This window comes from Brevibacterium sp. ZH18 (assembly GCF_022748595.1).
GTDB lineage: Bacteria > Actinomycetota > Actinomycetes > Actinomycetales > Brevibacteriaceae > Brevibacterium.
On the sequence record NZ_JALDSX010000028.1, the window covers coordinates 1 to 13,316 of the forward strand.

The window sequence follows — 13,316 nt, forward strand, 5'->3', positions numbered from 1 at the left end:
GCGATTCCGCACGCGGGTCCACTATGACGAGAGCGTCGAGGCACTTATGCCGGAGCTGGCTCCGGCGGGCGAGGTTCTCCGGAGGCAGGCCTGCCCGCACGACCGGCTTCTCGGGGATCTACTCCGTCGGGGGCAGCTGCACCCGGGGGGCGGGGAAGTCCGGGGCTGTGGCCGCGGGTGTCTCCTCCAACCCGGCGAGCACCTCGGCGATGGCGCGGTCCAACTGCGGATCATCTGCAGCGAACAGCTGAGACGGATCGTGCTCGACCTCGATGTCCGGGTCGACGCCGTGGTTCTCCACACCCCAGCCCTTGCCTTCGAGCCAGAAGGCGTAGCGCGGCTGCGTCACACCGGTTCCGTCGACGAGGTCGTAGCGGCCGTCGATGCCGACGACTCCGCCCCACGTGCGCACGCCGATGACCGGGCCGAGACCCTTGGCTTGGACGCGGGCGTTGATGATGTCGCCGTCTGAGCCCGAGAATTCGTTCGCGAGGAAGGCCACTGGGCCACGGCGGGCGTCTTCGGGATCGGGCATCATCACGTCATAGCTGCGGGCGGCATTCCACGCGATGACGCGCTCGGCGAAGCGTTCGGCCACGAGCGCGCTCGTGTGACCGCCGCGGTTGAAGCGGACATCGGCGATGACGCCCTCGGCGGACATCGCCTGCCTGAGGTCGCGGTGCAGCTGAGCCCAACCACCGGCCATCATGTCGGGGACGTGGACATAGCCGACCCGGCCACCGGACTTCTCCGCCACGTACTCGCGCCGGGAGCGCACCCAGTCCTGGTAGCGCAGCTTCTCCTCGCTGGCCAGGGGGATGATCGCAACCACGCGGTCCTTACGGCGACCTCGACGCAGGGTGAGCTCGACGATCGAGTCCGCCGCCCCCTGCAGGTGTGCCGCGGGGCCGCGCACTTCGTCGACGGGCTGCCCGTTGACGGCGACGATGATGTCACCCTCGCGGGCGCCGACTCCGGCCTGTCTCAATGGTGACCTGGCTGCCGGGTCACTGCTCTCACCGGGCAGGATGCGTGCAATCTGCCATCCCTGCGGCGTCCGCTCGAGATCGGCACCGAGGAAGCCGAGCTTCTTCGACCGATCTCCCGGCGCCGAGGCGGGGGTGACGTAGGCGTGCGAGGTGTTGAGTTCGCCCACGGTCTCCCACAGGATGTCGACGAGGTCATCATGGGTCAGTGCCTTCGCGGCCACTCGACGCCAGCGCAGGGTCACACCCTCCCAGTTCACGCCGTTCATATCGGCTCGCCAGTAGTGATCGCGCATGATCCGCGAGTTCTCTTCGAACATCTGCAGCCACTCGGCCCGCTGATCGAGTTCGAAGCGCAGGCGCGTGAGATCGATGGAGACCGACTCATCGTCGTCAGCCTCGACCTTGCGGCCCGCGGGCACGACCCGAAGATCACCGTCGTCATTGACGACGATGAGTTTGCCGTCGCCGGACACCGCGAACTCATCGGCCTTGTCGACGACCGTGACAAGTTTGCGCTTGGCGAAGTCGAAGTACTGGACCAACTCAGCGGGTCCGTCGCCCGCGTCACCGGCGTGCTTGTCACCGATTTCGCCGTCCTCGGCATCACCGGTGCGCATCCACAGAATGCCGCCCTCGGCAGCTTCGAGGTCACGGAAGACGCCGGAGGAGACAGGGAATGGAACGATCCTCTCCTCCGCGCCCTCGAGGTCGACCTCAATGGTCGTGACTCCGGCCTTCTCTGCCTTGGCCTTCTCCGCCTTCGCCGCTTCGTCGGTGAGCTCGCTGATCGCCCAGCCGCTCGCGCTCGGACCGAACGGAGCCGGCTCAGTCTCGCTCAGCGGCAGCAGCCACGGCCTCGTCACCCCATTGAACGAGAGGTCGAACGCATGCTGGTTGTAGGAGGGGTCGAACGTGCGGTCCGAGAGGAACGCGAGGTACTTCCCGTCCGCAGTGAACGCGGGCGAGAAGTCGTTGTACTTGCCCGTGGTCAGCGCCTGGCCGGGACGATCCGACTTCGTGTCGACGATCATCAGGCGAGCAAGGGCCTCCTCGCCCTGAGTCGGCTGAGACCAGACGAGATAGCGACCGTCAGGGGAGAAGCGGGGTGTCGTGGCCTCGCCGAATCCCGAATGACCGACGACGCGGCTCTTGCCGTTGCCGACCTCCACGAGTCGGATGCTGCCGTCGTGGGAGATCGTTGCCAAGGTCTTCCCGGCAGGATCGGCTGCCATGTCGAGGACGCGGCCCAGGGCACCGGCCCCGATCCGGCGAGGTTCCTTCTCGTCCGAGATCGTGCGCACCTCGATCGAGTCCTCACCCTCGACATCGGTGATGAAGGCGACGAGTCCGGACTGACCGAGCACGACGGGTTCGCGGGTCCGGATCGAAGAATCAGCACACAGTGCCCGAGCCGGACCCTCCCGGTGGGCCAGCCAGAAGGTCTTGCCGCGCCACTCGATCACCGAGGCGTTGCCGCCATGATCGGGGGAGACGGCCCCGATGCCCTTCTTCGGATCAAGGTTCAGCGGCTGCACCTGAGTGCCCGGAAGCTGAACCGCGAGCGTCCTGATCTGCGCGTCGAGGCTGTCGAGGATGCGGATCTCACCGCGGCTGTGCCAGACGATGCGGGTGCCGTCGGTCGTGGCATCGCGGACATAGCCCTCGGCCTCGGTCTGGAACGTCAGCTGTCGCGGCTCGTTCGCCGATGTTGTCGAAGTTGTCGAAGCCACCGTTCCAGCCGCCCCGGCGAGGGACCCCGTCTGCGTGGCCAAACCGTCCCAGATCCACAGGTTCGCCTGCTCATCGGCGTGGTGCGGAAACGTCGCGGCCCGATCTGAGGTGACGACCAAGGAGTCGCCGACCCACAGCGGATCGGTCAGTGAGGCTTCCTCGTCGCGGAGGAGGCGCTGCCACTTCGCACCTTTTCCAGTGGTGTCGCCGGCGCGATCAAGCCACAGCCTCGGTGCGGTGCCGCCCCGATAGCGCTTCCAATGGGCAGGTGGGCGGCTGAAGGGTGTCGACAGGGCTGTGGCTCCCGAGTGGTGGCGGGCCAGTCCCGAGGCGCGGCCCCAGGTCAGACGCTCGACGCCCCCATCGAGGCCCACGGACTTCACAACATGGTTGCGGACTTCGAACTCACCGGCATTGGATCCGATGAGGACGTGCTGCGCATCGGCCCAGCCGAGCATGGTCGTGGTGGTGCCGCCGAGCCAGGTCAACCGGCGCAGGGACCCGGATGCCACCTCGGCGAGCATGAGCTCCGGATGCCCGTCGCGGAAGGACACGAACGCGACATGCGCGCCGTCAGGGGAGATGCGAGGGCTGCGAACGGGCACATGATCCGAGGTCAGACGCCATGCACGCCCACCATCGGAAGGGACGAGCCAGACATCGTCGTCGGCCACGAAGGTGATGAGATCACCATGGATGTGCGGATACCTGAGGTAAGAATTGTGAGTCACGTCATCCACATTACAAGCTTGAGCGCCGAGGTGACACGGCCCATGCGGCGCAGTCGCCGGCTGACCAATAGAATGGTGCCATGCCATCTTTGACTTCGCTTCTCAACGCACGTTTCGCCGCCGCCCTCGAACAGGCCTTCGGTGCTGACTTCGCGCGACGCGACCCCGTGATCAGGAGCTCTCAGTTCGCCGACTTCCAGGCGAATCTGGCACTGCCTCTAGCCAAAGAGCTGAAGTCGAAGCCCCGCGACATCGCGACGACGATCGTGGAGAACCTCGACCTCGAGGGCGTGTGCGAGACCCCGGAGATCTCCGGACCCGGCTTCATCAACCTCACCTTCACCCCGGAATTCCTCGCCTCGACCCTGAGCAAGGGCGGCGCGGCTGCGGCAGAGCAGGCGACAGATCCGCTGCGGATCGTCATCGACTACTCGGCGCCGAACGTGGCCAAGGAGATGCACGTCGGCCACCTGCGGACCACCGTCGTCGGCGACGCCCTGGCCCGGACCCACGAGTTCCTCGGCAACACGGTCGTGCGCCAGAACCACATCGGTGACTGGGGCACTCCCTTCGGCATGCTCATCGAGCACCTCCTCGACGTCGGCATCGAATCGGAGACCGCACAGGAGATCTCCGAGAACCCGAACGCCTTCTACCAGGCTGCCCGCGCGAAGTTCGACTCCGATGAGGATTTCGCCACCCGCTCCCGGGCCCGCGTCGTCTCGCTCCAGGGCGGCGACGCACAGACCCTTGAACTGTGGACCACGCTCGTCGGGTACTCCAAGACCTACTTCCACCGGATCTACTCTCTCCTCGGCGTCACCCTGACCGACGATGACCTTGCCGGTGAGTCCACGTACAACGATGATCTGGCCGCAGTCTGCGCCGAACTCGAGGAGAAGGGCCTGGCCCGGATCAGCGACGGTGCCCTGTGCGTGTTCCCCGAAGGCTTCACCGGTCGTGACGGCGAACCTCTGCCGCTCATCATCCGCAAGTCCGACGGCGGCTACGGCTACGCCACGACAGACCTCGCGGCCGTGCGCCGCCGGGTCCGCGACCTGAGCGCCGATCGCGTCCTCTACGTCGTCGGCAGTCCGCAGGCCATGCACTTCGAGATGGTCTTCTCCGTCGCTCGGGCCGCCGGCTGGCTGCCCGAGGACGTCAAGCCCGAACACGTGAAGATCGGCAACGTCCTCGGCGACGACGGCAAGATCCTGCGCACCCGCTCAGGTTCCCCGCTGCGCCTGGCCGAACTCCTCGAGGAGGCCATCGCCCGGGCGCGGACCACCCTGCAGGAGTCGAACGCCGAATTCACTGCTGACGAGGAAGCCATGGTCGCGAAGATCGTCGGCATCGGTGCGGTCAAGTACGCCGACCTCTCGGTCGCCCACGACACGAGCTACACGTTCGACCTCGACCGGATGCTCGCCCCGATCGGCAACACCGCCCCGTACCTGCAGTACGCCGGCGCGCGGATCCGCTCGATCCTCCGCAAGGCCGACGGGGACGCGTTCACGGCTGCGCCGATCCACCTCGGCGAGGCTGCCGAACGTGATCTGGGGCTGGCGATCCTCGGGTTCTCCGATGTCGTCGCCGAGGCAGCCGCCGGGTCCGCGCCGCACCGGCTGTGCACGTACCTGTTCGATCTCGCCCAGTCGTTCACCTCGTTCTACGAGCAGTGCCCGGTCCTCATCGCCGACTCCGCCGAGGTGCGCGATTCGCGACTGCGGCTGAGCCAGACCGTGCTCGAGGTGCTCGAGGCCGGACTCGGCGTCCTCGGCATCGGCGTGCCCGAACGGATGTAGCCCTCCCGCTTCACACCCTGGCGGGTGCCGTCCGAACTGTCGCAAAATTCCAGGAGCCACCACGTCTGACCAGCCCGCCGTCCGTCGCATGCTGCCGTGGATGATCGTCGGCATCGTCATCCTCGCCCTCAACCTGCGGGCGCCGATCATCGCTCCGACCGCCGTCCTCGGCGAGATTCGGGACGACACCGGGCTGAGCGCGGCCGGGGTGGGTCTTCTCACCGGACTGCCGGTGCTCCTGTTCGCACTCGTCACCCCCATCGCAGGGAAGACCGTGGGACGGATCGGCGCCGAGGCGACCGTCCTGTCGTGCCTGACCGGAATCCTTGTCGGCACCGTTCTACGTTCCGTGGGTCCGCCGTGGCTGGTGCTCCTGGGCACTGCGATCATCGGAATTGCGATCACGTTCGGCAACATCGTCGTCCCGGTGATCATTCGTCGTGAGGTCCCGTGGTCTCAGGTGTCGATGGTCACCGGACTGTATTCGGCCATGATGAACGTGGGCTCCATGGCCACTCTGCTGGGCACGGGTCCGCTGGCTGCGGTCGTCGGCTGGCGCTGGGCGATTGCGATCTGGTGCGTGCTCGCGATCATCGGGCTCGTGTTCTGGCTATTCGTGGTCAGGGCCCGGATCCGATTCGACGCAGCTGTCGCCGAATCGACTGCGGCTGCGCCCGCTGCCTCGGCATCGGCGGCCCGCCGACCATGGCGTGAGGCTCCGCCGCAGTTCCGGCGCATCGTCGCACTGCTGGTGGTCACGTTCAGCGGACAGTCGATCGCGTACTACACGACCACGACCTGGCTCCCCTCGATCCTCGCTGACACCGGCGGCCTCGACGCTGCAGCTTCCGGTGGCACGGCCTCACTGTTCCAGGTGGCGGCGATCGTCGGAGCGTTCGGAGTGCCGCTGCTGGCCGCTCGGAACAAGCCCTGGGTGCCCGTGGCAGTCATCGCGGCACTGTGGCTCTCACTGCCGGTCGGCCTGCTGCTCGCACCGAATGCGTTCGTGCTCTGGGCGATCACCGGTGGGGTGGCTCAGGGCGGCGGCTTCACCGCGATCTTCTCGATCATCGCGCGGACTGCCGGCAGTGATCGAGAGACGGCCTCGGCCTCGGCGCGGGTGCAGGGCGGCGGCTATCTTGCGGCGACGCTGGCTCCGCCGTTCGCCGGGTGGCTCAACACCATCACCCAGGGCTGGACCGCTCCGGTGATGCTCATCCTGGCAGCGACACTCGCCTTCACCATCACCGGCCTTCTGGCGGCTCGGATCTCCGGCCGATTCACCGAGGGAGGACCGGCGAATAGGCGAGAGGTCCTGTGAGCTCGGAGCCTCAAGGGGCGAGTCGGGATCAGCATGTCGGACGTCGACGTGAATGACGAACGGCCCACGTTGTCCTGAATGGCTCACCGTAAAAGTGAGCCGCTCATGACAACGTGGGCCGTTCGATCTGCTTGGCCGATCTGCTTAGCCAGTCAAACTTGGCCGATCAGACCTGGCCAGTCAGACTTGGCCAGTCAGATGACCGAATGGTCGGGCGACCAGGTCAGCAGGCCAGATCTGGCTGAAAAGAGTCAGTGCAGACTCGATCCGCACGGATCAGTGCTTGGCGTTCTTGTCCTCGGCGTCCTCAGCGGCCGACGGGGTTCCGACGGCCTTCGCGCTGGTCGCAGGCTTGGGAGTGCCTGCGGTCTTCGGCTGAGCAGCTGTGGCATCGGCTTCAGCGGCCTTGGTCTCCGGGACGGCTGTCTGCGAGACAGCAGGAGCCGTAGCCTCACGGGAAGCCGGGGTCGAACCGACCGGACGAGCATCTGCCGGGCGGTTGTTGGGCAGCGGGGTCGACCAAGGATCTTCGACCGGCTGCGCCTTCTTCCACACGTAGTAGCCGATGCCGGCGGCCGAGCCGATGACAAGGGTCCACACGACTGCTGCCTTGCCCGACGACTTCTGAGCGGTGTCCTTCTGGATCCGCTTGCCGGCCTTCTCGAGGGCCTTGCGTGCCTTCTTCATCGCCTTCTTGTCACCGGTCAGGCGCACGGCCAGATCGTCGATGAGCTGAGGAGTTTCGAAAGCGGCGATCGAGGTCGCAGCGGTGGAGGCGAACTTTCCAGCGCGCTCGGTGGCCTCGGGGCGGTAGGAGTCGAGCTTGTCGGCCCACGCATGGACCTGGTTGTTCGCCCTATCGGCGAACGCCTCTACCTGAGGGCGGGCACGATCAGCCAGGTGCTCGGCCTTACCGGCCAGTGCTTCCACCTGGGGGCGGGCCTTCTCAGCGAGAGCTTCGACCTGCGGGCGTGCCTTGTCAGCGGCACCGCGGAGCTTGGGAGCTGCGGCTTCGCTGGCGTCGGCCAGGACTCGGAGTGACGTCTTCTTCGCGGAATCGAGCTTCGAAGTGAACGGATCTCGAGCTGACTTCTTCGACATGAACATTCCCAATCCTCTGTGTCGGGGTCAATTGATCATTTTCCAGTCTACGGCCTTGTGGCAAGGGGCCGGACATCGGGCCGTCATGAAATTCCCTGCGGATAACCTGACAGAGTCGGCAATCAGGGCAGGGAGAATCTGCAGAAGCTGCGGCGGCGTGGAAGAATGGGGACATGACTACAGGTTCAACTCACACAGCAGTCCTGCACACCAACCACGGTGACATCACCCTCAACCTCTTCGGCAACCACGCGCCGAAGACCGTTGCGAACTTCGTCGAGCTGGCGAAGGGTGAGCGCGAGTTCACCGATCCCGCAACCGGTGAGCCCACCAAGCGCCCGTTCTTCGACGGCCTCAACTTCCACCGGATCATCGAAGACTTCATGATCCAGGGCGGATGCCCCTTGGGCACCGGCACCGGCGGACCCGGCTACACCTTCGACGACGAGATCCACCCGGAGCTCCAGTTCGATCGCAAGTACCTGCTGGCCATGGCCAACGCCGGCAAGCAGATGGGACGCGGCACCAACGGCTCGCAGTTCTTCATCACCACCGCTGAGACCCCATGGCTCAACGGCAAGCACACCATCTTCGGCGAGGCCGCCGACGACGCCTCCAAGAAGGTCGTCGACGAGATCAACGGTGTCCGCACCGGTGCGATGGACAAGCCGATCGAGCCTGTCATCCTCGAATCCGTCGACATCAGCGAATGATCGAATGAGTTGTGGGCTCGCGGGCCCACAACTCGGCAGGTGATGACACCTCACCATTGAGTACGATGGTGGGATGGACACACCGGAGAAGGGCTCGGCACGGGAAACCGGCCGGGCCACTTCTGTCTCTGCACCCCTTGTCACCCGATCGATCATGATCGTCACGGTGGTGGCATTCCTCGCCCAATTCATCCCGAGCCTCGACCTGATCCACCGGCTGAGCTTCGTACCGGCACTCGCCGTCGAGCAGCCATGGCGAGCGTTGACCGTCGCCCTTGTCCATGAGCAGCCCTCACCGGTACATCTGCTGTTCAACATGGTCGGGCTCTTCTTCTTCGGTTCCTTCGTCGAGCGGGCCATCGGCCATTGGCGCTTCCTCGTCGTCTACATCCTCGGCGCCATCGGCGGATCCGCCATGATCCTCCTCCTCGCCGAGCCGTTCAGCCGGGACTGGGTGACATACAACATCGGGGCCTCCGGTGCGGTGTTCGCGATCGTCGGAGTTCTCCTCGTGCCGACGAGGCGGCTCGACCGCAACATCACCGGTGTGGTGCTGTTCGTGGCCCTCAACTTCGGCTACGGGTTCCTCGTTGACGGAGTGTCCTGGCAGGCGCACCTGGGCGGACTCGTCGTCGGTTTCGTGCTCGGCTGCGCAGCGCTTCTCGTGCCGAAGAAGCGGTCGATGCTTCTCTTCGTTCTCGCGGCTGTGGTGTTGCTGGTGGTCGTGCTCTGCGGGGGTGTTTGGCGGATCGCAGAGTCGGGCGCCTGGCAGATCTCGGGCTTGTAGCAGATTACAGTCGAAAAAGGGCCACTCACAGGTGTGAGAAAAGTTGTCCACAACCTTTATCCACATGGTGGATAACTTACATACGTGTATTTCTGCAGGTCACAGGCTTAAAATAAGTTATACACAAGCGACTCACCCGGGTTGGGTATAACTCTGCACTTGTGGACAGAGGCTCAGGCGTTCGTTCAAACGGCTCAGGCAGCGGTGAATAGACGAGCGGGTGCCGCGTCGATCTGCGGGTGGATCTCACCCGATTCTCGACGCAGCACCCGCTCCTCTCAAGAGTGTGCTGCGGCTGGCGTGTGCGGCTGGCGTCTGAGGCCAGCGTGTCTGCCGCCAGCGCGTGTGCTGGCTGCTACCTCCAGCGGGTGGACATGATCAGTCCGGCGACGAAGAAGGCGAAGCCGATGAGGATGTTCCAGTTGCCCCAAGCCTCGACGGGGACCGTTCCCTGCGAGATGTAGAAGGCCACCAGCCAGATCAGGCCGATGAGCAGGAGGCCGATGAGCACAGGCAGGAACCAGCGGGGGTTCGGCCGAATCGTCTGCTGACCCGACTGGGAGGTGTACGTTGCGGTCTTGCGCCCCTGTGGCCGCTTGGCCGGGTTGCCTGAACGCGAGGTGCGCTTGGAGCCGGAACCCTTGGCCGTTTCGGAACCCTTGGCCGTTTCGGAACCCTTAGCCGATGCGGAGCCCTTTGCTGCTCGTTTGGCAGTGGCCGACTTTTTGGCGCTCTTGGCGTCAGCCTTCGCGGAGTCCTTCTTCGCCTCGGACCTCTCGGCCGTTTCGGACTTCACATCGTCATCGGAGTCGTCAGCCACGTCTGCGCTCTTGGAGCTCACGTCGGCGTCCGCAGAGTCATCGGCAGAGTCATCGACGGAGTCGTCGGCAACCTCGGACAGGTCGGACTCGGCGGCCGTTGACGCTGTCTTCTTGCCGGAGACGGTGGTGCGGGTCGTCTTCTTGGAGGCGGAGGTTTCGGTGTCAGCCTTCTTCTCAGCAGTCACCGTATCCTCAGCGTCGTCGACCTTGATGCCGTCGACCTCGACGAACTCAGCCTCGTCTACCTCGACTGCCTCGATATCCTCGTTCGGCTGGGCCTTGGTCTCAACCTCGGCCTTCGACGAGTTGCGAGAAGTGCGCTGGGGGCGCTGGGTCCGTCCGTTGGACTTTGCCACGGGTACTCCTTATACGGCAGACCATTGCTGGGGTCACCGATTGAATGCGTAGGGACAATCGCACACCAGTCTACGCGTGACGCGGGGCAGTTTTAAAAACTCCAACTACCCTGTGAGGCCCACAATCGCGCATGTGCATAGGATAAAGTGCGTATGGGTGTCCCCGCTTGTCCTCTGGGCGAGCCCCGGATTCGAAATCATAGGCACGGTGTAACAGTGGTGAATAGTCCCTCCTCGGGTAACGAATCAGACGCAGACGCGTCGTCGCGACCCACTATTCGTCCTGCTCAAAGGCAGAATTCCGCACCGTCGGCGAACTCTGAGCGCTACCGCTCGAACTCAGCACCGAACACCGCCCCCGAGGCGGGACCCGCGACCGAGCCCATGAGCACCGCCCCAGCTTTCGATCGTTCAGGCAACCGCGGAGATTCTGGAAACGTCGGATCGGCTGGGAATTCCGCCGGTGCGGCAGGCTCGAATCCAGGATCTGATCAGCCTCTGCCCAGCCGACGTGAACTCCGCCGCCGTGAGGCCGCAGCTGCAGCGGCGTCCGGATCCCCGACAGCCGTGTACTCGGATGCTCCACCGGTGTATTCCGAGCCCACCACAGGACATCCTCCGGTCAACAGCGCTCAGCAGACCCACCTCGGCGCCTCTGCCTCTGCTTCTGAACCTGCCTATGGCGCTGCCCCTGCCTATGGCGCCGCTGGCAATAATCCGGGCGGCAACGGCGCGGGCGGTAACGGCGTGGGCGGCAATAGCGTGGGCGGCAATGGCCCGAACGCCAGCCGGCGTCAGCGGAAGCAGCGTCCGCAGCGCGAGCCCTTGGGCCCTGTGCGCGGTACGGTCCGCACGTTCGGTGAACTCTGCATCACCGCGGGTCTCGTCCTCATCCTGTTCGTGGTCTGGCAGCTGTGGTGGACCGACATCCAGGCCAACCGCGACAACGAGGTCCTCGCCGACGAGTTGACCCAGGATTGGGCGAATCAGGATCCCAACAAGCTGCCGGACGATCCCAAAGAGCCCGTCGTGGCGAAGCCTGTGGAGAAGAACCACGCATTCGGCATCTTCTACATCCCTCGCTTCGGCGATGATTACTACCGCACCGCCGCCGAGGGCGTCGACCTCGAACCCGTGCTCAACCGCATGGGCGTCGGCCGGTACCCGAACTCCGCGATGCCCGGCGAGGTCGGCAACTTCTCGATCGCAGGCCACCGTGTCACCTACGGCAAACCGCTCAACCAGATCGCGAAGCTGCGCCCCGGCGATGAGATCATCGTCCAGACCAAGGACGGGTTCTACACCTACACGTTCCGCAACTTCGACATCATCCTCCCCGACGCCGTGCAGGTGCTCGCACCGGTGCCCGACGAGCCCGACTACAAGGGCAAGGACCGGATCCTGACGATGACGGCCTGCAACCCGATGTTCTCGGCCCGGGAACGCTATGTCGCGTACGCCGAACTCACTGACTGGACTCCGGCCCAGGACGGTCCGCCGGACAACATCAAGGACTCGAAAGCCTACGACAAGGTCAGCAAGAACGGTGGTGCCTAGAGAATGTACGGTCTGATCTGGCGTCTTCTGCCCGGCAATTGGGTGGTCAAACTCATCCTCGCCCTCATCCTTATCGCGGCCGTGGTCCTGCTGCTCATGCAGTACGTCTTTCCGGTCGTTGCCCCGTACATGCCGTTCAACAACGCAACCGTGACTGACAATGGTGGACAATGACTTCGATCCTCGTCATCGACAACTACGACAGCTTCGTCTACACGCTCGTCTCCTACGTCCGTGAGCTCGGCGCTGACGTCGACGTCATCCGCAATGACGATCTGACCGCCGAGGCGGTCGTTGCACGGGCGAGCGAATACGACGGGGTCCTCCTGTCACCGGGTCCCGGCACCCCCGCGGAGTCCGGTGTGTGCCCGACCCTGATCAGCTGGGCGGAGAAGTCCGGCACCCCGGTGTTCGGCGTCTGCCTGGGTCACCAAGCCCTGGGTGAGGTCTTCGGCGCGACAGTCACCCACTCACCTGTGCTCATGCACGGCAAGACCTCGGTCATCACCCACGACGGCCAGGGCATCTTCTTCGGCTGCAAGAACCCGCTGACCGTGACCCGATACCATTCCCTGGCGATCGTCGACGAGACCATCGACCTGGACAAGTTCATGGTCACCGCGCGGACCGAGGACGGCATCGTCATGGCGATCGAACACCGGGAGAAGCCGCTCTTCGGTGTCCAGTTCCACCCTGAGTCCGTACTCACTGAGAGCGGCTACCTGATGCTGGGCAACTGGCTCGAGGTCTGCGGACTCGAAGGAGCCGCCGTACGGGCAGCCGCGATGTCGCCGCTGGCGTCGGCGCTGACCTCGGGCGCGGGCCAGTCGGCAGCCGCAGCGAACTGAGAGGATCTCTGATGACCGAGCCGAGTTTCACCGCAGAGCCGAGCTACAACCAGTCGGAGCCGTTCAACGAACTCACCGTCTTCGAGGCCTCCCCGCTTCCGACGGCGGTCGTCGAAGCCCAGAACGTGTCGCGGGCTGAGCTGGCGGACCTCTTCGACTCCACCTTCTCCTCGCTCTTCCCCGCACTGAGCGAAGCAGAGGTCGAACCGACTGCACCAGCCTTCGCGCTCTATACCCGCCAACCCAGCGAGACCGTCGACGTGCAGCTGGGAGTGCCGGTCTCGACGGGCCTGACACAGGCGCTGATCCTGGGCGAGGACCGCATCGCCATCCCCTCAGAGCTGCCGGGGGGATCGGTTGCTGCGATCTCCCTCTTCGGCGGCTACGAGGGACTGGGCGAAGCCTGGGCCTCACTCATGAACGCCGCCGTCGAGGCAGGCCTTCATCCAGGACTGCCCTTCATCGAGGTCTACGTGACCAAGCCGAGCCCGGACATGGACCCAGCCGAGCTGCGCACGGACCTGTTCCTCACCTTGTCCTGACGGCGATGCCGCCC

11 protein-coding genes are annotated in these 13,316 nt (G+C 65.0%); 8 read left to right on the plus strand and 3 right to left on the minus strand.

All coding sequences use genetic code 11. From position 1 onward, the window contains the following. Positions 1–118: 118 nt before the first annotated feature. Positions 119–3,451: a S41 family peptidase gene (locus MPN20_RS17540; RefSeq protein WP_242782117.1), complete on the minus strand. Its 3,333-nt coding sequence runs from the start codon at positions 3,449–3,451 to the stop codon at positions 119–121. An 80-nt stretch (positions 3,452–3,531) separates the two neighbouring features. Here MPN20_RS17540 and argS point away from each other — a divergent pair, with 80 nt between their 5' ends. After that, positions 3,532–5,256: an arginine--tRNA ligase gene (argS, locus tag MPN20_RS11075; protein ID WP_242782119.1), complete on the plus strand. Its 1,725-nt coding sequence runs from the start codon at positions 3,532–3,534 to the stop codon at positions 5,254–5,256. Between the two features lie 100 nt (positions 5,257–5,356). Beyond that, positions 5,357–6,577, plus strand: coding sequence for an MFS transporter (locus MPN20_RS11080; RefSeq protein WP_242782120.1), 1,221 nt, complete (start codon positions 5,357–5,359; stop codon positions 6,575–6,577). A gap of 276 nt (positions 6,578–6,853) precedes the next feature. Here MPN20_RS11080 and MPN20_RS11085 read toward each other — a convergent pair whose 3' ends face one another. Further along, complete coding sequence (locus tag MPN20_RS11085) at positions 6,854–7,678, minus strand: hypothetical protein (protein ID WP_242782122.1); 825 nt, start codon at positions 7,676–7,678, stop codon at positions 6,854–6,856. Positions 7,679–7,851: 173 nt separating this feature from the next. Between MPN20_RS11085 and MPN20_RS11090 the strand changes: the two genes are divergently transcribed. Next, a complete protein-coding gene (locus tag MPN20_RS11090) occupies positions 7,852–8,391 on the plus strand; it encodes a peptidylprolyl isomerase (protein ID WP_242782124.1) in 540 nt (179 codons plus the stop codon). A gap of 73 nt (positions 8,392–8,464) precedes the next feature. Continuing rightward, positions 8,465–9,178, plus strand: coding sequence for a rhomboid family intramembrane serine protease (locus MPN20_RS11095; protein ID WP_242782126.1), 714 nt, complete (start codon positions 8,465–8,467; stop codon positions 9,176–9,178). A 355-nt stretch (positions 9,179–9,533) separates the two neighbouring features. Here the strand turns inward: MPN20_RS11095 and MPN20_RS11100 are convergent, their stop codons facing one another. Beyond that, entirely contained in the window at positions 9,534–10,355 is an 822-nt protein-coding gene (locus tag MPN20_RS11100; protein ID WP_242782128.1) for a cell division protein CrgA, read from the minus strand. A 384-nt stretch (positions 10,356–10,739) separates the two neighbouring features. Here MPN20_RS11100 and MPN20_RS11105 point away from each other — a divergent pair, with 384 nt between their 5' ends. Genes MPN20_RS11105 through MPN20_RS11120 form a run of 4 tightly spaced genes read left to right on the plus strand, consistent with a single transcriptional unit; the run spans position 10,740 to position 13,302 of the window. Next, complete coding sequence (locus tag MPN20_RS11105; protein WP_242782131.1) at positions 10,740–11,912, plus strand: class E sortase; 1,173 nt, start codon at positions 10,740–10,742, stop codon at positions 11,910–11,912. A gap of 3 nt (positions 11,913–11,915) precedes the next feature. Continuing rightward, positions 11,916–12,086 (plus strand): hypothetical protein, encoded by a 171-nt coding sequence (locus MPN20_RS11110; protein ID WP_242782133.1) that lies wholly within the window; start codon positions 11,916–11,918, stop codon positions 12,084–12,086. Next, positions 12,083–12,760 carry a gamma-glutamyl-gamma-aminobutyrate hydrolase family protein gene (locus tag MPN20_RS11115; protein ID WP_242782135.1) on the plus strand — a complete coding sequence of 226 codons (678 nt, stop codon included), beginning with the start codon at positions 12,083–12,085 and terminating at the stop codon, positions 12,758–12,760. The genes MPN20_RS11110 and MPN20_RS11115 overlap by 4 nt, the downstream gene beginning before the upstream one ends. Before the next feature lie 11 nt (positions 12,761–12,771). Then, positions 12,772–13,302, plus strand: a complete 531-nt coding sequence (locus tag MPN20_RS11120) for a GyrI-like domain-containing protein (protein WP_242782137.1) — start codon at positions 12,772–12,774, stop codon at positions 13,300–13,302. Positions 13,303–13,316: the final 14 nt, after the last annotated feature.